Annotated in this window: 21 protein-coding genes; 13 read left to right on the forward strand and 8 right to left on the reverse strand. The window is 64.9% G+C overall.

The window, feature by feature from the left end:
- Positions 1–8: 8 nt before the first annotated feature.
- From O0879_RS01695 to O0879_RS01710, 4 genes are all read right to left on the reverse strand, one after another.
- Positions 9–389, reverse strand: a complete 381-nt coding sequence (locus O0879_RS01695; RefSeq protein ID WP_289914355.1) for a hypothetical protein — start codon at positions 387–389, stop codon at positions 9–11.
- 13 nt (positions 390–402) lie between these two features.
- A complete protein-coding gene (locus O0879_RS01700; protein ID WP_289914356.1) occupies positions 403–2,097 on the reverse strand; it encodes a hypothetical protein in 1,695 nt (564 codons plus the stop codon).
- Between the two features lie 12 nt (positions 2,098–2,109).
- The gene (locus O0879_RS01705) at positions 2,110–2,796 is read right to left on the reverse strand and encodes a UPF0149 family protein (RefSeq protein ID WP_289914357.1); all 687 of its coding nucleotides are present in this window, start codon (positions 2,794–2,796) and stop codon (positions 2,110–2,112) included.
- 129 nt (positions 2,797–2,925) lie between these two features.
- Complete coding sequence (locus tag O0879_RS01710; RefSeq protein WP_099667564.1) at positions 2,926–4,431, reverse strand: oligopeptide:H+ symporter; 1,506 nt, start codon at positions 4,429–4,431, stop codon at positions 2,926–2,928.
- 311 nt (positions 4,432–4,742) lie between these two features.
- On the opposite strand from O0879_RS01710, the gene ppnN reads away from it, so the two are divergent.
- The 11 genes from ppnN to O0879_RS01765 all read left to right on the forward strand — a co-directional run bounded on the left by ppnN (position 4,743) and on the right by O0879_RS01765 (position 15,341).
- Positions 4,743–6,113: a nucleotide 5'-monophosphate nucleosidase PpnN gene (gene ppnN / locus O0879_RS01715; RefSeq protein WP_070254173.1), complete on the forward strand. Its 1,371-nt coding sequence runs from the start codon at positions 4,743–4,745 to the stop codon at positions 6,111–6,113.
- 204 nt (positions 6,114–6,317) lie between these two features.
- Complete coding sequence (locus tag O0879_RS01720; protein WP_289914358.1) at positions 6,318–7,385, forward strand: LacI family DNA-binding transcriptional regulator; 1,068 nt, start codon at positions 6,318–6,320, stop codon at positions 7,383–7,385.
- Positions 7,386–7,617: 232 nt separating this feature from the next.
- Positions 7,618–8,424, forward strand: a complete 807-nt coding sequence (locus tag O0879_RS01725; protein WP_289897570.1) for a transporter substrate-binding domain-containing protein — start codon at positions 7,618–7,620, stop codon at positions 8,422–8,424.
- Positions 8,425–8,515: 91 nt separating this feature from the next.
- Positions 8,516–9,208, forward strand: coding sequence for an amino acid ABC transporter permease (locus O0879_RS01730; RefSeq protein ID WP_099667567.1), 693 nt, complete (start codon positions 8,516–8,518; stop codon positions 9,206–9,208).
- 1 nt (position 9,209) lies between these two features.
- On the forward strand, positions 9,210–9,860 hold the full coding sequence (locus O0879_RS01735) for an amino acid ABC transporter permease (RefSeq protein ID WP_251348358.1): 651 nt from the start codon (positions 9,210–9,212) through the stop codon (positions 9,858–9,860).
- On the forward strand, positions 9,847–10,581 hold the full coding sequence (locus O0879_RS01740; RefSeq protein WP_099667569.1) for an amino acid ABC transporter ATP-binding protein: 735 nt from the start codon (positions 9,847–9,849) through the stop codon (positions 10,579–10,581). Before O0879_RS01735 ends, O0879_RS01740 begins: the two co-directional genes overlap by 14 nt.
- Complete coding sequence (locus O0879_RS01745; protein WP_289914359.1) at positions 10,578–11,324, forward strand: TIM barrel protein; 747 nt, start codon at positions 10,578–10,580, stop codon at positions 11,322–11,324. The genes O0879_RS01740 and O0879_RS01745 overlap by 4 nt, the downstream gene beginning before the upstream one ends.
- The gene (locus O0879_RS01750) at positions 11,321–12,295 is read left to right on the forward strand and encodes a sugar kinase (protein WP_289914360.1); all 975 of its coding nucleotides are present in this window, start codon (positions 11,321–11,323) and stop codon (positions 12,293–12,295) included. The genes O0879_RS01745 and O0879_RS01750 overlap by 4 nt, the downstream gene beginning before the upstream one ends.
- A gap of 20 nt (positions 12,296–12,315) precedes the next feature.
- Positions 12,316–13,314: a D-glycerate dehydrogenase gene (locus O0879_RS01755; protein WP_289914361.1), complete on the forward strand. Its 999-nt coding sequence runs from the start codon at positions 12,316–12,318 to the stop codon at positions 13,312–13,314.
- Entirely contained in the window at positions 13,311–14,327 is a 1,017-nt protein-coding gene (locus tag O0879_RS01760; protein WP_289914362.1) for a porin, read from the forward strand. The genes O0879_RS01755 and O0879_RS01760 overlap by 4 nt, the downstream gene beginning before the upstream one ends.
- A 12-nt stretch (positions 14,328–14,339) precedes the next feature.
- Positions 14,340–15,341, forward strand: a complete 1,002-nt coding sequence (locus tag O0879_RS01765) for a Gfo/Idh/MocA family oxidoreductase (protein ID WP_289914363.1) — start codon at positions 14,340–14,342, stop codon at positions 15,339–15,341.
- 72 nt (positions 15,342–15,413) lie between these two features.
- On the opposite strand, the gene lysS is transcribed toward O0879_RS01765, so the two are convergent.
- The 4 genes from lysS to O0879_RS01785 form a co-directional block, all read right to left on the reverse strand.
- Positions 15,414–16,943 (reverse strand): lysine--tRNA ligase, encoded by a 1,530-nt coding sequence (gene lysS, locus O0879_RS01770; protein WP_099667574.1) that lies wholly within the window; start codon positions 16,941–16,943, stop codon positions 15,414–15,416.
- An 18-nt stretch (positions 16,944–16,961) separates the two neighbouring features.
- Positions 16,962–17,657, reverse strand: coding sequence for an HAD family phosphatase (locus O0879_RS01775; protein WP_289910426.1), 696 nt, complete (start codon positions 17,655–17,657; stop codon positions 16,962–16,964).
- A gap of 2 nt (positions 17,658–17,659) precedes the next feature.
- Positions 17,660–18,764 (reverse strand): peptide chain release factor 2 gene (gene prfB / locus O0879_RS01780; RefSeq protein WP_115057524.1). Its coding sequence is split into 2 segments (ribosomal slippage): positions 17,660–18,682 and positions 18,684–18,764, totalling 1,104 coding nucleotides; the frame shifts between segments, so codons are not numbered across the junction.
- Positions 18,681–18,968: a hypothetical protein gene (locus O0879_RS01785; protein ID WP_171984906.1), complete on the reverse strand. Its 288-nt coding sequence runs from the start codon at positions 18,966–18,968 to the stop codon at positions 18,681–18,683. The genes prfB and O0879_RS01785 overlap by 84 nt, the downstream gene beginning before the upstream one ends.
- Here O0879_RS01785 and O0879_RS01790 point away from each other — a divergent pair.
- Positions 18,967–21,000: a bifunctional 2',3'-cyclic-nucleotide 2'-phosphodiesterase/3'-nucleotidase gene (locus O0879_RS01790; protein WP_289914364.1), complete on the forward strand. Its 2,034-nt coding sequence runs from the start codon at positions 18,967–18,969 to the stop codon at positions 20,998–21,000. The two genes, O0879_RS01785 and O0879_RS01790, sit on opposite strands and share 2 nt — an antisense overlap.
- Positions 20,997–21,485, forward strand: a complete 489-nt coding sequence (locus O0879_RS01795; protein ID WP_289914365.1) for a hypothetical protein — start codon at positions 20,997–20,999, stop codon at positions 21,483–21,485. Before O0879_RS01790 ends, O0879_RS01795 begins: the two co-directional genes overlap by 4 nt.
- Positions 21,486–21,494 lie beyond the last annotated feature (9 nt).

Below are 21,494 nucleotides of genomic sequence, written 5' to 3' on the forward strand. Positions count from 1 at the left end.
GCGCAGCCTTACGCAGGCGCAAACCAGGCGCGCAATTCCGCCTCGGCCCTCTGCGCCGTCTCCTGCGTCAGGGTCAGCACGATGATCTTTTCCTGCGCCGTGCGGTGCCCGTCGCTGCCGGCCAATTCGATGGCCTGTTCGAAGCTCGTGTAGCCGTGGCCGCATTCATGCGGGCATTGCTGCACGATGCGGGCCGCCTTGCCGGCGTGCCGGTCCGCCAGGTTGACGATGGGATTGCCGTCATAGAACGGCTGGCCATTGGCGAACGCGGTGCGCAGATACGGCGCGCATTGGCCGTCGAGGAAGGCCAGGCGCGCCTGCCACCAGGCCTCTGCCGCCGCATACGCGGCATGGTCCTCGAGGAAATCGGCAAACAGGAAATCGTCCATCGTATTTTCGCGGCTAGATGCCGAACACTTTCAATATGGCGTCGGTGAAACCCTCGAACCAGCTGCCCGCCTTGCCCGGCTGCTTGCCGTGGCGCGGCGTTTCTTCGTACAGGTAGACGCCGTTGTCGCCGTCGAAGCGGTCGTTGAGCAGCGCTTGCTGGCCGCGCAGGTAGGGGATGAAGGTTTCGCTGCGCAGGGTCGAGTACAGCACGTCGGTGGTAAAGCCCAGGGTGGCGGACTGGCTGATGGAGCGTCCCTGGCCGGCCCGTTCCAGGCGCACGCCGCGGCAGCCGCGCACGAGCAGCGTGACGGGGCCGCGAAAGACGATGAAGCGCAGCTGCAGGGTGAGCCAGGCATGCAGGCTGCCCAGGCGCCAGTGGCTCGATATCGCCAGCGGCTGATTCGAGTCGCAGACCAGGCCCACGAGTCCCCGTGGCTGGAAGACCAATGCGCTGCCGGCCGGCAGGTGGACGACGGCCACTTCCAGCAGCGGGTCGTCGCTGGCGGATATCGTCACGCACGCTTCCTCGTCGCTGTGCAGGCGGGTCAGCGCCACCATGCCGGCTGCCAGGCTGGTGAACGGGAAGCGCCAGTCCAGCAGCCATTGCGTGCGCTTGGTGCTGCTGACGGGCGACGATTGCAGGTATTCGGGATGAATCAGCATCTGCTGGCCGGGCTGCAGCAGCAAACCCTGCGAGACGGCGGAGATGCGCGACTCTCCATGCGGCGGCAGTGGCAGTGAACTGCCCGCGACTTGCAGTTCGCGCGCGATCGACAGCGGCGGCAAACGGGAAGCGACGGGCGCCAGCACGAAGTAAAAGAAGGCTTTGATGGCGGCGGGCAGCAGGATGGCCGACAGCACCAGCAGGGCGGCCGTGGGCGCCACGTCCATGACGGGCGCGCGCCAGCGGGCGATCCAGTTGCGCGCCAGTTGTCCTTCGCCGGCCGCGATGGCCTTTTGTATGGGCGCCAGGGCGCCCCTCAAGGCTTGCTCGTCGATGGCAAATGGCGCCGGACGGGCGGCGTTGCCGGTGCGTGCGCGCTGCGCCGCCCAGGCCTGATACGCTTGCAGATTGATCTCGCGCAAACGCTGACCCTGCGCTTCCAGCTGCGACAGCCGTGCGTAGGCGTCGCTGCCGGGCAGGCGTGCCGCCAGCGGGTGCTGCGCTTCCAGTTGCCGGCGCTGGCGCAGATTATTTTGCAGCGCAGCATACGCGCGCACATGTTCCGCGTGCAGGCGCGCCAGCGTGTGCCGCGCATCTTCGCCGCTGACCGCCGCTTGCAGGGCCGTCAGATAGCGGGCTTCCTGCACCAGCACTTCGATCTCCACGCGGCGCGCCGCTTCCTCCTGCGCATGCCGGGCCAGGGTGCTCGCGTCGGGCAGGGGAACGGTGAACAGCGACGCTTGCTGCCGCGCGCGCAAGGCCGTCAATTGCGCCTGCACTTGCGCCAGGCGCGCGGCGATGGCCGTGTGCGAGGTCTTTTGCAGGGCGTTGACCCGCGCCGTGGCGGCAGCGGCCAGGCCGGCGCCATGATGATCGGCGCCATCGGCGGCCAGCCTGAGCACGGCCACGGCCTCGCTGCCGGCGCTATAGGCGCGCCATTCGGCCAGCAGCAGGCGTCCGGCCAACAGGATGACGATGAACAGGACGAACTGCAGCGCGTGGCGCAGCAGGAAGCGCAGGATGGCCGTCAGCAGCTGGCGCAAGGAGGAAGCGCCTTAGTTCGCCGCGCTATCGGCGTCGGCGCAGCATTTTTTATACTTCTTGCCGCTGCCGCAGTGGCACGGGTCGTTGCGGCCCGTCTTCGGCACTTCGCGCAGCACGGTGGCGCCGGGCTGGCTTTGGGCCTGGCTTTTCAGGTGGCGCTGGCGCGCCCAGGCCGCGTTGATGGCGATCACGGACGGAATCACGCCATCCATGGCCGTTTCGGCCGCATCGTCGTCGAGCTCGCCGGCCGTGGCCAGGTACTGGAACGGCGCCAGGTACTCCGGGTGGCTGACGGCCAGGGCCGCCCACTGGGGCTTGTCCAGGCTCGTGCCAAGGACAAAACCGGCGCACCAGGCGGGCACGCTCCATTCGGGGCCGCAGACGTAGATGGGCTCGAAGCTGTCCGGGTCCTTCGCCAGCCATTCGACCATGTAGGCGTGGTGGCGTTGCGCCAGGCTGGCCGCCCGTTCGCTGGCCTCGTCCTGTGCCGGCAAGGCGTTGCCGGCCGCCTTGTCCCAGACCCAGGGCAGCCATTGTTCCGGCGCGATCTGTTTCGGGCTCAGGGCGACGGCCGTGAGAAAACCTTCCAGCATCGACACATCCATGGCACGGCCGGCCAGGGCGGGCGCGGCCAGCAGGGTGTCGAGTTCGGCGTATTCGTCGTCGGAGAGGGGCGTGGTGGTGGAGATGCTGGACATGGAATTTTTCAGTAATGTGGGTGGATGGCCGCTGGCCCTGGCGGTATTGTACCGTCCGGCACGGGGGAAACGGCTGCCGAATGAAAAACGGCGGCCCGCAGGCCGCCGTTTTGATCTACAACAAGACGCTTACTTCACGCCGTGCATCAGTTTGTTGATCAGCGGTGCGATCAGGAACAGGATCACGCCGGCGCCCAGCAGGGACCAGAAGCCGAAGGTGTAGCCGGACAGGGCCGACTGCACCGACATGCCGCTTTCGCCGCTGACGTGGCTGGCGAAGATGCCGGACAGGTTGTTGCCGATACCGGTCGACAGGAACCAGCCGCCCATGCCCAGGCCGACCAGGCGTACTGGCGCCAGCTTGGTGACCATCGACAGGCCGATAGGCGACAGGCACAGCTCGCCGATCGATTGCAGCATGTACACGGTCGCCAGCGTCCAGAACGGGATCTTGTTGTCGGCGCCAACCAGGCTCGACAGTGCGAAGATCAGCAGGCCGAAGGCCAGCGCATTGCCCAGCAAGCCCAGGCCGAACTTGCGCGGGATCGATGGATTGACGTTGTGGCGCGCCAGGAAGACCCAGACGGCGGCGATGATCGGCGCGAAGACGATGATGGCGACCGAATTGACGGTCTGGAAGTAGGCGGTCGGGAAGATGGCGAAGCCCAGGTCGCGGTTGACGATCTTGTCGGCCAGGAAGGTAAACGAGCTGCCTGCCTGTTCGAAGAACATCCAGAACAGAATGTTGAAGACGAAGATCAACAGCATGGCGATGACGCGGTCGCGCGCCACTTTACCGTTGCGTATGCCTTCGATCATCAGCATCACGGCCAGGCCGACGAACAGCACGGTCAGGACGATTTGCAGTTTTTCAGCGCCGACGGTCAGCAGGAAGTACATCAGCGGGATCACGCACAGGGAGCCGACGGCCACCCAGACGACGCGCATCGGGCTGCCGGCACCGGCTTCCGGTGCGCCGATGCCCTTCAGGGCGCGGCGGCCGATGGCGAACCATACCAGGCTGATCAGCATGCCGAAACCGGAGGCCATGAAGACCATCTTGTACGCAGGCATGTCGCTGGTGCCGAAGATCGACCCGGCCAGCCATTGCGTAAAGACAGGGGCGACCATGGCGCCCATGTTGATACCCATGTAGAAGATCGTGAAACCGCTGTCGCGGCGCGGATCGGCCGTCGTGTACAGCTTGCCGACCATGGTCGAGATGTTCGGCTTGAACATGCCGTTACCGACGATCATGGTGGCCAGGCCCAGGTTGAAGATGTCCTGGTTCGGTACCGAGATGCAGAACAGGCCTGCAGCCATGAAGACGGCGCCCAGCAGGATGGAGCGCTGGTAACCGATGACCCGGTCGGCGATGTAGCCGCCGAACAGGGCGCCGGCGTACACCAGCGCGAGGAAGGAACCGTAGGTAAGGTTGGCCGCTGCCTGTCCCGAACCGTCGCCGCCGTGGAACTGGGCCACGATGTACAGTACCAGCGCCCAGCGAACTCCGTAGAACGCGAAGCGTTCCCAGAATTCAGTCATGAACAACATCCACAATGGGCTTGGATGGCCCATAATCTGCTTGAACTCGGGAATAACGGCTTCCTTGTTGGGCGTAGTCGCACCGCTCATGCGGTTCCTCCTGAAAAATTATTATAGTCAATCGATACAACGAACTTATGGAAGCCTGCGGGCGGCGGGGACTCTCATGAAGAACCTCACGCACGGGAATTCCAATAGGCTGGCATTCTAATCTACAAATTGCGCTGAGCGAAGATTTCGATTCGCATTAGCAAGAATGACTGTTTCATATTGGTCAAACCGGTTTGCAGGCAAGGGCGGCCCCGGCGATTTTGCGGCGGCACAGCACAACTTGCCTGACTTGTCGTATATTGAGGCTGCAAGACCTTCGAGCATCGATTTTTAAAGGGATTTTTCGCATTATGGAACACGACGTTATCGATACTCTGGTTTCACCGGAAGGCCGCCTGGACGTGCTCTCCAAGACTGAAGTCAACAAACTGCTCGACACCAGCCAGGGCGGCCTGTACAACACTTTCCGCCGCTGCGCGCTGGCGGTCCTGAATTGCGGCAGCACCATCGACGATGGCCGCGCCCTGCTGGAGCGCTACCAATCGTTTGAAATCTCCATCATCCAGCGCGAGCGCGGCATCAAGCTCGACATCAAGGGCGCGCCGGCCATTGCCTTTGTCGACGGCAAGATGATCAAGGGCATCCACGAGCACCTGTTTGCCGTGCTGCGCGACATCATCTTCGTCAGCGATGAAGTGACGGGCAACCCGAAATTCGACTTGCAGAGCACGGAAGGCGTGACGGATGCCGTTTTCCACATCCTGCGCAACGCCAACGTGCTGCAAACCCAGCTCAACCCGAACCTGGTCGTGTGCTGGGGCGGCCACTCGATCAACCGTGCCGAATACAATTATTCGAAGGAAGTGGGCTACCAGCTGGGCTTGCGCGGCCTCGACATCTGCACCGGCTGCGGCCCCGGCGCCATGAAGGGCCCCATGAAGGGCGCCACCATCGGCCACGCCAAGCAGCGCCTGCACAATGGACGGTATCTCGGCATCACCGAGCCGGGCATCATCGCGGCCGAGTCGCCGAACCCCATCGTCAATGACCTCGTCATCATGCCGGACATCGAAAAGCGCCTGGAAGCGTTCGTGCGCGCGGGCCACGGCATCGTCGTGTTCCCCGGCGGCGCCGGCACGGCCGAAGAGATTCTGTACATCCTCGGTATTTTGTTGCACCCAGACAATGCCGAGATTCCATTCCCGCTGATCTTCACGGGTCCGGAAACGTCGCGCGAGTACTTCGTGCAAATCAACCAGTTCATCAGCGACACCCTGGGCCCGGAAGCGCAGCAGCGCTATAAAATCATCATCGACGACCCGGAACTGGTGGCGCGCGAAATGCTCGAAGGCATACGCCAGGTGCGCGAATTCCGCAAGGCGCACAGCGACGCGTATTACTTCAATTGGCTGCTGAAGATCGACCACGAATTCCAGAAGCCGTTCCAGCCCACGCATGAAAACATGCGCAACCTGAGCCTGCACAAGAACCAGCCCACGCACTTGCTGGCGGCCCAGCTGCGCCGCGCGTTTTCGGGCGTGGTGGCGGGCAACGTCAAGGATGACGGCATCCGCTCGATCGAAAAGCACGGCAACTTCGAGATCCACGGCGACAAATCCATCGCCGGCCCCATGGATGCGCTGCTGGCCTCGTTTGTTGCGCAGCACCGCATGAAATTGGCGGGCACGGCGTACGTGCCGTGCTATACCGTGGTCCAGTAAGTCGTTTTTCAAGCAGCGTCGCCCGCCCCCTGCGTGTGCAAGGGGAGGGCGGCGCCTTTTCATCCGCGTTCCCAGCCATGCCCCCATCGTGTTCCTTCGCCGCCACAGGCAATCAAATCGCTTGCGTCATCGATTCGTGGGTGCTATCTTTGGAACCGGTTCCAAAATAAAAATATGCATATCAACAGGTAGTGGAGAGCAACCTTGGATTCAGTACGCGGCAATACAAAGACAGTCTCCGGCGAGCCGGCACGACCCGTGACGATCGCCCAGGTGGCGCGCGAGGCGGGCGTGTCGAAGACGAGCGTGTCGCGCTTTCTCGGCGGTGAACTGGACGCCCTGTCCGAAAACATCCGCCAGCAGATCACCAGCACCATCGCGCGCCTCGGCTACCAGCCGAACCAGATGGCGCGCGGCCTCAAGCGCGGCCGCACGCGCCTGATCGGCATGGTCGTGGCGGACATGCTGAACCCCTACACGGTGGCCGTGCTGCAAGGCGTGGAAGCGGCTTGCCAGCAACATGGCTATACCTTGATCTTGTGCAATACCGGCAATGACGAACAGCGGGAGCGCCAGTCGCTTGCCGCGCTGCGCTCGTACAGTGTGGAAGGGCTGATCGTCAACACGCAGGGGCGCAACATCCAGTCGTCCGACTTGCAGCAGGCGGGCATGCCCATCGTGCTGGTCGACCGCCGCATCGAGGGTACCGATTTCGACCTGGTGGGCCTGGACAATGTGCAGGCGGGCCGGCTGGCCACCGCGCATCTGATCGAACAGGGTTTCGACGCCATCGCCTTCGTCGCGCCGCCCTTGACGGGCGTCAGTTCGCGCCTGATGCGCGCCGAGGGTTTCCAGGCCGTGATGGCCGAACATCCGGAATGCGTGGGCGAAGTGCTGGCGGTGGATCTGGACGACCGGCCCTCCATCGACGCGCAGGTGCGTCTATGCCTGGCGCAGTGGCGCGGCCGCCGCGTGGCGCTGCTGGCGTCGAACGGCATGGTGGCGCTGGAACTGGCGCTGATGCTGCAGCGCCTCGAATTGCGCATGCCGCAGGACGTGGGCTTGCTGGGCTTTGACGAATTGCCGTGGTCGCCGCTGGCGGGCCTGAGCACGATCGAGCAGCAGACGTACGAGATCGGCTTTTCGGCGATGACGTGCATGCTGTCGCGCCTGCAGGGCGAGCAGTGCCCGCCGCGCGAGGTGCTGTTGCCAGGTAAGTTGATTGTGCGCAATTCCACCCGGAGCGGGGAAGTGCGCAAGGACGGCGATTGACGAAAAGAGGGCGTACGCCCTTTTTTTTTGGAAAGGTAATGGAACCGGTTTCATAGATTGCATTCACACTGGAAAGGGGCGTGGATAGTCAGGCAGGGCAATGGCAGGAGGTTGGCATGAGGTTGAAAATAAGTTGAAACGACACGGCAAGAGACGATCTGAATCGTCCATTTGACAATATTCCCGGAAGCGCCTCGACGAGGCCGGTACCGGGATCACAGGAGACGGAAACATGAAGATGACCACACTGTTCTATTCGAAAATACTGGCTTGCGCACTGGCAGCCACGTGTGCCCTCGGCGCGGCGGCCGACGCCGGCGCCCAGACGCTTGGCGACTTGATCAAGAAAGGCAAGCTGACCATCGGCGTGGTCAGCGGCACGCCGCCGTTTGGCAGCATCGACGCCAAGGGCGCGCCCGTTGGCTATGACGTCGACGTCGCCAACCTGATCGGCAAATACCTGAACCTGCCCGTGGAGGTGGTGCCGTTGACAGCGCCGTCGCGCGTGCCGTCGCTGGAGTCGGGCAAGGTCGATTTCCTCGTGGCAACCCTGGCGCCCACGCCGGAACGGGCCAAGACCTTGATGTTTACCATGCCCTACAGCGCGTTCGAACTGGCCATCGTCGCGCCGGTCGGCGGTAAGCTCAAGGCCCTGGCCGACTTGAAGGGCAAGAAGGTGGGCGTGACGCGCGGCACCACGAATGACACGGCGCTGAGCCGCATGGCCCCGGCCGGCACCAGCATCGTGCGTTTCGAGGATGACGCCACCGTCACCCAGGCCTTGCTCAGCAAGCAGGTTGACGCCGTTTCGATCCCCAGCACGATGGCGCTCGACATCATCAAGACGCGCGGCGCGGGCAAGATCGAAGTCCGCTTCGCCTACTCGCTGCAGCCCAACTCGATGGCCGTGCGCCGCGGCGACTTCGAGCTGCACCAGTGGCTCAACAACTTCATCTACTACGTCAAGCTGAACGGCGAACTCGACGCCATCGCGCGCAAGTGGAGCGGCGCGCCGCTGCCGGCGCTGCCGACCTTCTGATACCGCGACCCGCACAGGGAGAGTGTTCGTCCGCACGGCGCGCCGCCATGGTGGCGCGGCCGGGGATGCGCACGTAGACAAGGAGTTGAGTATGCCGTATGAATTTCATTTCGAACTCGTCATGCAATCGCTGGACCGCCTGCTGTGGGGCGCGGCGCTGACGATACGCCTGAGCGCCCTGTCCATGGTGCTGGGGCTGGCGGTGGGCGTGTGCGCCGCCGTCATCCTGAAGAACGGTCCCGCCTATGCCCGCGCGGCGGTGCGCGCCTATGTAGAGGTGATCCGCAGCACGCCGTTCCTGGTGCAGCTGTTCATCATCTACTTCGGCTTGCCGTCGCTGGGCCTGCAGCTCGACGCCAACGGCGCCGCCCTGGTCGCCATGACGGTCAACCTGGGCGCCTACGCGGCGGAAATCGTGCGCGCCGGCATCGGCGCCGTGCATCCGTCGCAGCTGGAAGCGGCCCAGGCGCTGGGCATGACGCGCTGGCAGGTGATGCGCCACGTGGTGCTGCTGCCGGCGCTGGAAAAAGTGTATCCGGCGCTGGCCAGCCAGTTCACGCTGATGATGCTCGCCTCGAGCGTCGTGTCGGCCATTTCCGCCGAAGAGCTGACCGCCGCCGCCCACCTGCTCGACGCGGAAACCTTCCGCAGCTTCGAGATCTACATCGTCGTGATGGTGCTGTACATCCTGCTGGCCCTGCTGTTCCGCTTCGGCTTCTGGGTGCTGGGCCAGATCGTCTTCAAACGCCGCCGCCGTCTGGGCGCGGTGCGCATGGGAGCATGACATGATCAGTGACTTTTCCTGGGATAACCTGCAATTCCTGCTCGAGGCCACGCGCTGGACCATCGGCCTGTCGCTGATCGTCTTTATCACGGGCGGCATCGCCGGCTTCGCGGTGGCGCTGCTGCGCACGGCGCGCAGCCGATTCCTGCGCTGCATCAGCGCCCTGTACATCCAGCTGATCCAGGGCACGCCCGTGCTGATCGTGCTGTTTTTGACCTATTACGGGCTGGCCCTGTTCGGCTACAAGCTGTCGCCGGTCATCGCGGCCGGCGCGGCGATGACGATCTTTGCCAGCGCCTACCTGGGCGAGATCTGGCGCGGCTGTATCGAAGGCGTGCAGCGGCAGCAGTGGGAGGCGTCCGCCGCGCTGGCGCTGAACCGCTACCAGCAGCTGCGCTACGTCATCCTGCCGCAGGCGCTGCGCCATTCGCTGCCGCCGACGGTGGGCTTCATGGTGCAGATCATCAAGAACACTTCGATCACCTCGATCATCGGCGTGGTGGAACTGACGCGGGCAGGGCAACTGGTCAGCAATGCGACCTTCCTGCCTTTCATCGTCTTCCCCATCGTCGCCCTGATCTACTTCGCGCTGTGCTATCCGCTGTCGCGCTACAGCCATTCACTGGAAAGGAAATTCCATGCCCATCGTTGAAATCGACCATATCAGCAAGAGCTTCGGCGCCAACCACGTGCTCAAGGGCGTGTCGTTCGCCGTCGAGCGGGGCCAGGTGATCGCCGTGATCGGCCGCAGCGGCTCCGGCAAGAGCACCATGTTGCGCTGTATCAATGGCCTGGAAACCATCGACAGCGGCAGCATCGTCGTGGCCGGCCACACGCTGACGGCGCGTCAGGAGCATCTGCTCGACTTGCGCAAGGATGTCGGCATGGTCTTCCAGAGCTACAACCTGTTCCCCCACCTGACCGTGGAAGAAAACGTCATGCTGGCGCCGCGCATCGTCAAGAAGGTGCCCGACGCCCAGGGCCGCGCCACGGCGCTGCGCGTGCTCAAGCAGGTGGGCCTGGACCACAAGCGCGAGGCCTATCCCGAGCAGCTGTCGGGCGGCCAGCAGCAGCGCGTGGCGATCGCCCGCTCGCTGGCGATGGAGCCGCAAGTGATGCTGTTCGACGAAGTGACGTCGGCGCTCGATCCGGAACTGACGCAGGAAGTGCTGAAGGTGATGGAAGAGCTGGCGCAGGCGGGCATGACGATGCTGCTGGTGACGCACGAGATGGAGTTCGCGCGGCGCATGGCCGACGTCACCGTCTTCATGCACCAGGGATTGGTGTGGGAGAGCGGGCCGTCGGAAGCCTTTTTCAGCAATCCGCAAACGCCCGAAGCGCGCCAGTTCGTCGGCGCGGGAGCGATCAAGTGAGCCCCGTCCTGGTGGCAGCGTCGGCCTACGGCGCAAGCAGGGTAAGGCAGCTGGGGCAAAGCCAGTTCATCGACGTGGTGGCCGATGCGGGCGGCGCCGGCATCGAGATCCGCCGCGAACTGTTTACTTCCGACTTGCCGGACCTGGCGCGCATGGGCGCGGCGGTGGCCGCGCGCGGCCTGTACTGCGTGTATTCCACGCCCATCGAATTGTGGGGCGCGGACGGATTGCCGCAGCACGCGCTGCTGCAGCAGATGCTGGACGAGGCGGCGCGGCTGGGCGCGCGCTACCTGAAGGTGTCGCTCGGTCATTACCCGGCCGCGCCGGAGCTGGCGGCCTTGCACGCCCAACTGGCGGCGGCGCCCGTGGCGCTGCTGGTGGAAAACGACCAGACGGCCCATGGCGGCAAGCTGGCGACGATGGCGCGCTTCCTGGCGGCGGCGGACGGAGCGGGGCTGCCCGTGGGGCTGACCTTCGACATCGGCAACTGGCGCTGGGTGGGCGAGGATGCGCAGCAGGCGGCGCGCCTGCTGGCGCCGTACGTGCGCTATGTGCATTGCAAGGCTGTCCTTGACGACGGCGGAAGGCTGTCCGCCTGCGCCGTTTCCGACGCCGATCCGGCCTGGCGCGCCGTCTTCGCGCATTTCGCGCCGGGCGTGCAGCGGGCCATCGAATTCCCGCTCGAGGGCGCCGACCTGGTGGCCGAAACGGGCCGCTACATTCAGATGCTGGAGGCCGCATGATGGCGCAGGAATCGAATCGAGGGGCGCACGCGCTCGACGTCGTCACCTATGGCGAGGCGATGGCGATGTTCGTTGCCGAGCAAGCGGGCGACCTGGCGGCCGTGGCGCACTTCACGCGCCGCCTGGCCGGCGCCGAGACGAATGTCGCCATCGGCCTGGCGCGCCTGGGCTTGAAGGTCGGCTGGCTGAGCCGGGTGGGCGACGATTCCTTCGGCCGCTTCATCCGCGCCAGCGTGCAGGCCGAAGGCGTCGATTGCAGCCGGGTCGTCACCGTTGCCGGCCAGTCCAGCGCCTTCCTGCTCAAGGAAAAGGCCGAGAATGGCGCCGATCCGCTGGTCGAATACTTCCGCAAGGGGTCCGCCGCCAGCCGGCTGGCACCCGAGCACTTCGACCCCGCCTATTTCCTGTCCGCGCGCCACCTGCACGCCACGGGCGTGGCCGCGGCGCTGTCCGAGACCAGCCTGGCGTTCGCCGGCCAGGCGCTCGACTTCATGCGCGCTCATGGCCGGAGCGTGTCGTTCGACCCGAACCTGCGGCCCTCGCTGTGGCCCTCGCAAGCCGTCATGGTCGAACAGATCAACCGCCTGGCCGCCAAGGCGGACTGGGTGCTGCCCGGCCTGGGGGAGGGGAAAATCCTCACCGGCCACGACCTGCCGCACGACGTCGCCGGCTTTTACCTGCAGCGCGGCGCGCGGCTGGTGGTCGTCAAGCTGGGCGCCGACGGCGCCTATTACCGCACGGCCGAGGGCGACAGCGGCATGGTGCCGGGCGAGCGCGTGGCCAACGTGGTCGATACGGTGGGCGCCGGCGACGGCTTCGCGGCCGGCCTGGTCAGCGCCTTGCTGGAAGGCTTGCCGCTGGCGCAGGCGGTAGGGCGCGGCAACCGGGTCGGCGCCTTCGCCATCCAGGTGGCCGGCGACATGGAAGGCTTGCCGACCCGCGCCCAGCTCGACGCGCTGGTCCCATCTTGAACCGAACAGGGGAAATACTCGTGAAAAAACATGTGGTTGTGTATAAAAAACTGGCCGAACCGCTGCTGGCGCGCCTGCGCGCCGAATGCGAGGTGACGTATTTCGAGGCGATCGATGCGGGCAACCGCGCCGCATTCGCCGCCGCCATCCGCGGCGCGCACGGCTTGCTGGGCGCCAGCGTGCGCCTGGACCGTGAACTGCTGGACCCGGCGGAAGAGCTGCGCATCATTTCCACCATTTCGGTGGGCGTCGACCAGTTCGACGTCGATTACCTGCGCGAACGGGGCATCTTGCTGGCCAATACGCCGGACGTGCTGACGGAAACGACGGCCGACACGATCTTCGCGCTGATCCTCGCCAGCGCGCGGCGCGTCGTCGAACTGGCCGAATTCGTCAAGGCGGGACGCTGGACGCGCAGCGTGGGCGAAAGCCAGTACGGCGTCAACGTGCATGGCAAGACCATCGGCATGCTGGGCATGGGCCGCATCGGCCGCGCCGTCGCCCGCCGCGCCGCGCTGGGCTTCGGCATGCAGGTGCTGTACGTGAACGGCGAAGCCGTGCCCGAGGTGGAGGCGGCGCTGGGCGCGCGCCAGGTGGCGCTCGACGACTTGCTGGCAGGGTCGGACTTCGTCTGCGTGGTGCTGCCGCTGACGGCGCAGACGGAACGCATGATGGGCCGGCGCGAGTTCGCGCTGATGCGCCCCGGCGCCATCTTCATCAACGGTTCGCGCGGGCGCATCGTCGACGAGGCGGCGCTGATCGAGGCGCTGCAGCAGGGCAGCATCCACGGCGCCGGTCTCGATGTGTTCGAGCGCGAACCGCTGGCGCCGGACAATCCGCTGCCGCACATGGCGAACGTGGTGGCGCTGCCGCATATCGGCTCGGCCACGCACGAAACGCGCTACGCCATGGCGCAGCAGGCCGTGGACAACCTGCTGGCCGGTTTGCGCGGCCAGCGTCCGCGCCACCTGGTGAGCCAGGGACAGTTTTCACAAGAAGATAGACAGGGCAAGACATGAAGAAGAAGGTAGTAGGGGCAATGATCATCGGCGCCGGCAGCGGCTTGTGCTGCGCGCAGTCGAACGTGGCCGTGTACGGCATCATGGACATGGGCGTGGTGTCCGAGAGCGGCGGCGCCGGCGGCAGGGTGCTCAAGGTGACGAGCGGCATCGCCAATGGCTCGCGGCTGGGTTTCAAGGGCAGCGAAGACCTGGGCGGCGGCATGACGGCGCTGTTTACGATGGATGCGGGCATTCTGGCCGACACGGGCGCTTCGGCCCAGGGCGGCCTGCTGTTCGGGCGCCAGGCCTTCGTCGGCCTGGGCGGCGCGGCGGGCACGCTGCGGCTGGGCCGCCAGTACACGTTCATCGACAGCAGCCTGGGGGCGCTGGACCCGTTCTACCTGGGTTTTGCGGGCAGGATGAGCAACGTCTTCACGGCCGGCTACATCAGCCGCGTCGACAACAGTATCACCTACAGCTCGCCCGTGCGCGGCGGCCTTTCCGGCGAACTGGCGTACGGTTTCGGCGAAGTGCCCGGTGATGCTTCGGCCAGGCGCTACACGGGCGCGGCAGCCACCTATGCCAGCGGGCCTCTGTATGTGCGCCTGGCGCACCAGGATGCCAACACCCTGTCAAACGCGCTGGTGGCGGGCAGGGCGCGCAACACGGTGCTGGGCGCCACCTGGGACTTCGGCGTGGTCAAGGCGCATGGCGCCGTCGCCGTCAGCAAGAGCACGGCGGGCGCCGCCACCACGGTCGACAGCGCGGACCTGATGCTGGGCGCCACCGTGCCTTTTGGCCCGCACCGCGTCCTGTTCTCGTACGTGCGGCGCGACGACCGGCGCGCCGCCAACGGCGACGCTTCCCAGGTCGGCATCGGCTACACCTACGCGCTGTCGAAGCGCAGCACCTTGTACGCGGCTTACGCGCATATCGACAACCGCAACGGCGCCGCCTACGTGGTGGGCAACGCCACCGACAACGGCACCGGCAACCAGGCATGGAACCTCGGCCTGCGCCACACTTTTTAACGGGAGAATCGAATGAAGAAAATCGGATGGATACTGGTCGGCGCCAGCACCGTGGCGCGCGAATGGATGGTCGACGCGATCCGCCAGCAGGGCGATGCCGAGGTGCTGGCCGTGGTCAGCAGGGATGCCGCGCGCGGCGCCGCCTTTGCCGCGCAGTTCGGCATCGGCGCCAGCTATACGGACCTCGATGCGGCACTGGCGCATCCGGGCGCGGACGCCGTGTACATCAGCACCACCAACGAATGGCATATGGCGCAGACCTTGCAGGCGGCGCGCGCCGGCAAGCACGTGCTGTGCGAAAAACCGCTGGCGCTGAACCTGGACGACGCCCGCCGCATGGTCGACGGCTGCGCCGAAGCGGGCGTGGTGCTGGGGATTAACCACCACCTGCGCAACGCCGCCAGCCATGGCAAGGTGCGCGAGCTGATACGCGCCGGCGAGATCGGCCAGCCCCTGTATTGCCGTGTGCTGCACGCGAATAACCTGCCGCAGCACCTGCGCGGCTGGCGCCTGGATGCGCCGGAGTCGGGCGGCGTCACGCTCGACATGTTCGTGCACGACGTCGACACCTTGCGCTTCCTGCTGGATGCGGAGCCGCGCCACGTCACTGCCTGCGCCACCAGCGGCGGCATGACGGTGGCCGGGCTGGAAGAGGGCCTGATGGCCGTCATCGAGTTCGACAACGGCACCCTGGTGCAGGTGCACGATGCGTTCAATGCGCCGCATTCGCTGTCCGGCGTGGAAATCATCGGCACCAAGGGCACCATCTTCGCCACCGGCGTGATGACGCAGCGCCCCGTCGGCAGCATTACCCTGACGCGCGACAGCGGCAAGGTCGACATCCCCGTCGAGCATGAAAACCTGTACGTGCGCTCGGTGCGCGCCTTCCAGCGCGCCATGCGCGGCGAAGGGCAGCCTGCCGCCACCGGCGACGACGGCATGCGCGCGCTCGCCACCGCATTGGCGGCGCAGCAGGCCAGCCGCAGCCACCAGCGCGTGACCCTGGCCGCCTGACGGCCGGCCGTACAAGTAAAAAAGCCGCCTGATCGCAAGACCAGGCGGCTTTTTATCGGCTTGCGTCCGTGATTACTCTTCGCGGCGCAGATGCGGGAACAGCAGGACGTCGCGGATGTTCGGCGAATCCGTGATGATCATCATCAGGCGGTCGATGCCGATGCCGCAGCCGCCGGCTGGCGGCATGCCGTATTCCAGCGCGCGGATGTAGTCGGCGTCGTAGAACATCGCCTCTTCATCGCCGGCATCCTTGGCAGCGACTTGCGCCAGGAAGCGGGCCGACTGGTCTTCCGCGTCGTTCAGCTCGGAGAAGCCGTTGGCGATTTCGCGGCCCACCATGAACAGCTCGAAGCGTTCCGTGATGCCGGCCACCGTGTCGGAAGCGCGCGCCAGTGGCGACACTTCGACCGGGTAGTCGATGATATAGGTCGGTTCCCACAGCTGCGCTTCAGCCGTTTCTTCGAACAGCGCCAGTTGCAGCGCGCCCAGGCCGGCCGTGGCGAACGGCTTGACGCCGAATTTTTTCAGCTCTTCCTTGATGAATTCGGCATCGTTCAACTGCTCGGCGGTGTAGCCTGGAGCATACTTGTTGATCGCTTCGACGATGGTCAGACGGTGGAACGGTTTTGCCAGATCCAGTTCGCGGCCGCCGTAGGTCAGGGTGGCGGTGCCGTGCGCATCGATGGCGGCCTGGCGGATGACGGCTTCCGTGAAGTCCATCAGCCATTTGTAGTCGGTGTAGGCCGCGTAGAATTCCATCATCGTGAATTCAGGGTTGTGACGGATCGACACGCCTTCGTTGCGGAAGTTGCGGTTGATCTCGAACACGCGGTCGAAGCCGCCCACGACCAGGCGCTTCAGGTACAGCTCGGGTGCGATGCGCAGGAACATCTGCATGTCCAGCGCATTGTGGTGCGTGATGAACGGTTTTGCCGCGGCGCCGCCCGGGATCGTGTGCAGCATCGGCGTTTCCACTTCCATGAACTCGTTCTTTTCCATGAAGCGGCGGATCGACGAGATGGCGGCGGTACGCGCCTTGAAGGTGCGGCGCGTCTCTTCGTTCATGATCAGGTCGACGTAGCGCTGGCGGTACTTCGTTTCCTGGTCGGCCAGGCCGTGGAATTTGTCCGGCAGCGGGCGCAGCGACTTGGTGATCAGGCGCAGTTCCGTGACCTTGATGGTCAGTTCGTCCGTCTTGGTCTTGAACAGGGTGCCCGTCACGCCCAGGATGTCGCCCAGGTCATAGTGGTGCAGGGCGGCCATGGCCGCTTCGCCGGTCAGGTCCAAGGTGGCGTAGATCTGGATGCGGCCGTCGGCCTTCGGGCCGGAGGCGTCTTGCAGGGTGGCGAAAGCGGCTTTTTTGCCCGCTTCGCGCTTGAGCATCATGCGGCCGGCCAGCACCACGGTGACAGGTTCGGCTTCCAGCTCTTCGCGCGTTTTGCCGCCGTATTGCGCGTGCAGGTCGGCCGCCTTGTGCTCGGGGCGGAAATCGTTCGGGAAGGCGACGCCTTGTTCGCGCAGTGCTGCCAGCTTGACGCGGCGCTCGGCGATGATCTTGTTTTCATCGGGGGCGGCGGCTTGTTCTTGGATATCCGTAGTCATGGTGTTCTTCGTTGGTGATTATTGATGATGTGGCGCCAGCGCTGGCGCCACGCTGGCAAACAGTGCGTCGACGTCGAGTGCGGAGAAATCCGGCACGATGGCAATGACGTTGTCGAAGGCGGAAAACGCCTCGGCCGGCAGGGTGGTGGTGAGCACCACGACGCGCATGCCGGCGCGGCGCGCCGCTTCCACGCCCAGGGGCGCGTCTTCGAAGACGATGCAGTCTTGCGGCAGCGCGCCGGCCAGCAGCGCGCCTTTCAGGAAAACGTCCGGGTGCGGCTTGCCCCGTTCCACGTCGGCGGCGCCGACGATGGCGTCGAAGCGGTGGCGCAGGTCCAGGCCATCGAGTGTGAACGCGATGTTCTCGTCCGGCGCTGCCGTGCCCACCACCAGCCCGACGCCAGCCTGGCGCGCGCTGGCGATCAGCCGGTCGAAGCCAAGCACCGTGGCCAGGTGCGGGCCATACAGTTCGCGGTAGACGACTTCCTTTTCCGCCAGCAGGGTGACGTGGTCGGCATCCGCGCCCAGGTACTTGGCGATGATTTCGTGCCCCTGCCGTCCCGCCGTGTCGCGGAAGAATGCATCCGCGTCCAGCGCATGGCCGTGGCGTTCAAAGAACGCCAGCCACGACGTCGTGTGGAAGGCCATGTTGTCGACGATCGTGCCATCCATGTCGAACAGGAAGGCGCGCTGCACCGGAGCAGATGCGTTCATCCTTACACGCCTTGCTTGAGCGAGGCGGAGATGAAGTCGTCGATGTCGCCATCGAGCACGCCCTTGGTATTGCCCGTCTCGAAACCGGTGCGCAAGTCCTTGATGCGGGACTGGTCCAGCACGTAGGAGCGGATCTGGTGACCCCAGCCCACGTCCGTCTTCGAGTCTTCCAGCTTCTGCTGCTCGCTCATGCGCTTGCGCAGTTCATGCTCGTACAGCTTCGCTTTCAGCATTTCCATCGCTTCGGCGCGATTGCGGTGCTGCGAACGGTCGTTCTGGCACTGCACCACGATGCCGGTCGGCGCATGGGTCATGCGGACGGCGGAGTCGGTCTTGTTGATGTGCTGACCACCGGCGCCCGACGCGCGGTAGGTGTCGACGCGGATATCGGCCGGGTTGACGTCGATTTCGATCGAATCGTCGACTTCCGGATACACGAACAGCGACGTAAACGAGGTGTGGCGGCCGTTGGCCGAGTCGAATGGCGACTTGCGCACCAGTCGGTGCACGCCCGTTTCCGTGCGCAGGAAGCCGTAGGCGTGATCGCCCTCGACCTTCAGGGTGGCCGTCTTGATGCCGGCGACCTCGCCGTCGGACTGCTCCAGGATTTCGACCTTGAAGCCCTTGCGTTCGCAATAGCGCAGGTACTGGCGCAGCAACATCGAGGCCCAGTCCTGGGCTTCCGTGCCGCCGGCGCCGGCCTGGATGTCGATGAAGCAGTTGTTCGGGTCCATCGGATTGTTGAACATCCGGCGGAATTCCATGCTTTCGATGACCTTGCGGATTTCCTGCACGTCCTGCTCGATCGCTTCGAGCGTGTCGTCGTCGCCTTCTTCGCGGGCCATGTCGAACAGGTCGCGGGTGTCGCGCAGGTCGGCATCGGCCTTGGCGAGCGTGAAGACGATGGCTTCCAGCGCCTTCTTCTCTTTACCGAGGTCCTGGGCGCGCTTGGGATCGTTCCAGACGGTTGGATCTTCCAGCTCTTCGTTGACTTGCTCTAGTTTCTCCGACTTGACAGTGAAGTCAAAGATACCTCCGAAGTTCGGCTTCGCGGACCGTCAGGTCGTTGAGCAGGGCGGAGATGATATTGATGCGTTCGGCTTCCATAATGTTCTGGTCTTCTATGGTGAAATCAAACCCTGAATTATACGCGAGCGCGGCGCGTTTCCGCTGCCGCCGCGGCGCAATTGCTGCCGCACGGGGCAATAAAATGACGATTTTGCTGTATTTACGACAATATTTTTGCCTTGATAGGGGCTGCCGTGCTGCGTATGATGCTGGCGATATTGTCTTTCCACAGGAATACATCATGCTTCAACTTCCCCGTCTCGCCCTGTTACCGCTGCTGCTGGCCGGCTGCGGCGCCTTGCCGCCCACCGCCACGGGACCCGCCCGGTCGCCATCGGCCGCGCCGGCCGGCAGCAGCGCCACCCTGGCCCTGCTGGAGACGACGGACTTGCACGCGAATGTGCTCAGTTATGATTACTACAAGCTGCAGGCGGAACCGTCGATCGGCCTGGAACGCACGGCGGCCTTGATCGCCCAGGCGCGCGCGCAGTTCCCGAACAATCTCTTGCTCGACAACGGCGACACCATCCAGGGCACGGCCCTGGCCGACTACCAGGCATTGGTCAAGCCGCTGGCTTGCGACCAGACCCTGGCCATCTACAAGGCCATGAATTTGCTGAAAGTGGACGGCGGCGGCATCGGCAACCACGAATTCAACTACGGCCTGGCGTTTTTGAGCCAGGTGACGGGCAACCGCTTCGACGTCGACAGCGTCGACGCCAGCAAACCGCGCTGCGCCGGTCCCGCATTCCCGCAAGTGCTGGCCAACGTCTACAGCGTCAAGACGGGCCAGCCCCTGTTTGCGCCATATCACATCATCGACAAGCAGATCACGGCCACCGGCGCCGATGGCAAACCGGTGACGAGCACCGTGAAGGTGGGCATCATCAGCTTTGCGCCGCCCACCATCATGGCCTGGGACAAGCGCTGGCTGGAAGGCCGCGTCTACACGCAGGGCGTGCGCGAGACGGCGGAAAAATTCATTCCCGAGATGCGCGCCAGGGGCGCCGAGCTGGTGGTGGCCATTTCGCACGGCGGTCTCGATGACAGCCCGTATTCGCCGACCATGGAAAACGGCAATTACTACCTGTCGCAAGTGCCGGGTGTGGACGCCATGCTGATCGGCCATTCGCACCAGCTGTTCCCGAACGCGGCCAGCACGGTGCCGCAGTTTAATTTGCCCGGCGTCGACAAGGTCAAAGGGCTGGTCAATGGTGTGCCCACCGTGATGGCCAATTTGTGGGGCAAGCACCTGGGCGTGATCGGTCTGCGCCTGCGCCACGACGGCAAGCAGTGGGTGGTCGACAAGAGCGCCACCACGGTGGAAGCGCGCGGCATCCAGAACGCGGACAAGAGTTATGTGGCGCCCGACGCAGCCATCGCCGCACTGGTGGCCGAGGAGCACGCAGCGACGATCGCCTACGTGCAGACGCCGGTCGGCGCCACGGATTTCCGCATGTCGACGTATTTTGCCGATGTGGGCGACGTCAGCGCCATCGAAGTGGTGAACCAGGCGCAAGCGGGCTACCTGGCCGCTTACGTGAAGGCGAACCTGCCGCAATATGCCAATCTGCCCGTGCTGTCGATGTCGTCCCCGTTCAAGAGCGGCTCGGCGGGCGTGTCCGACTACACGGACGTTAAGGCGGGTAACGTGGCGCTGAACAACGCGGCCGACCTGTATCTGTATCCGAACGCGCTGTACGGCGTGAAGATGAATGGCATCGAATTGAAGGCCTGGCTGGAGCAGTCGGCGCGGCGCTTCAATACCATCGATGTCAACAAGACCGAGCCGCAGGAACTGATCAACACGGCCCATCCGAGCTACAACTTCGACGCCATCACCAGCGCGGACGTGCGCTACCAGATCGACGTCACGCAGCCGCCGGGCCGTCGCATCCAGGGCCTGACGTACCAGGGCAAGCCGGTGGACGCGGGCCAGGAATTTTTGATTGCGACGAATAACTACCGCGCCAGCGGTGGCGGCAATTTCCCTGGCCTCGACGGCAGCAAGACGGTGGTGGCCTCGCCCGACAACAACCGCGAACTGCTGATCGCCTATGTCACGCAGCAGAAAAACCTGACGCGCGCGAAAAACGGCTCGGCGCGCAGCTGGCGCTTTGCCAAGGTTGCCACGCAAGGCCCGGTGGTCTTCCATTCGGCGCCGAACGTGATCGAGCTGGCGAAGGCGGCCGGCATCGATAACGTCACGCAGTTGAAGCTTGATGATGGCGTCGGCAAGGGCTTTGCGCTGTATCAGCTCGACCTGTCGAAATGAAGGCATGGGTGTTTGCCGTCGCCCTGGCCGTATCGCCGCTGGCATCGGCAGGGCCGGACCTCACGGCCCAGGCCAAGGTCTTGATGCGCGCGGGCGAGGCGAGCCAGCCGCAGGCGCGCGCCCTGTTCGAGCACGCGGCGGGGCAGGGCGGCGGTCCTGCCGCGTATTACCTGGGATTAATGCACAAGAACGGCATGGGCGGCCCGCAGGACAGCGCCGCCGCGTTGCGCTGGCTGGAACTGGCCGCGCAACGCGGCGTGGCGCCCGCCATGTTCATCGTGGCGAACATGCTGCAGGAGACTGATCAGGAACAGGCACGTTACTGGCTGGATGCCGCCTGCGACCTGGAATACCCGGAAGCGCTGCAGCAGAAATCCGTCGCCCTGGCCGAAGGGCGCATGGGCTATGCGCACAGCGAGGAACAGGCGAACCTGTACCTGAAGATGGCCACGCACGCGATGGGGCACAGGGCCGCAGAGCCGTGATTGTCCGCC

Origin of the sequence: Janthinobacterium sp. SUN120 (genome assembly GCF_030397735.1) — a bacterium.
Lineage (GTDB): Bacteria > Pseudomonadota > Gammaproteobacteria > Burkholderiales > Burkholderiaceae_D > Janthinobacterium > Janthinobacterium kumbetense.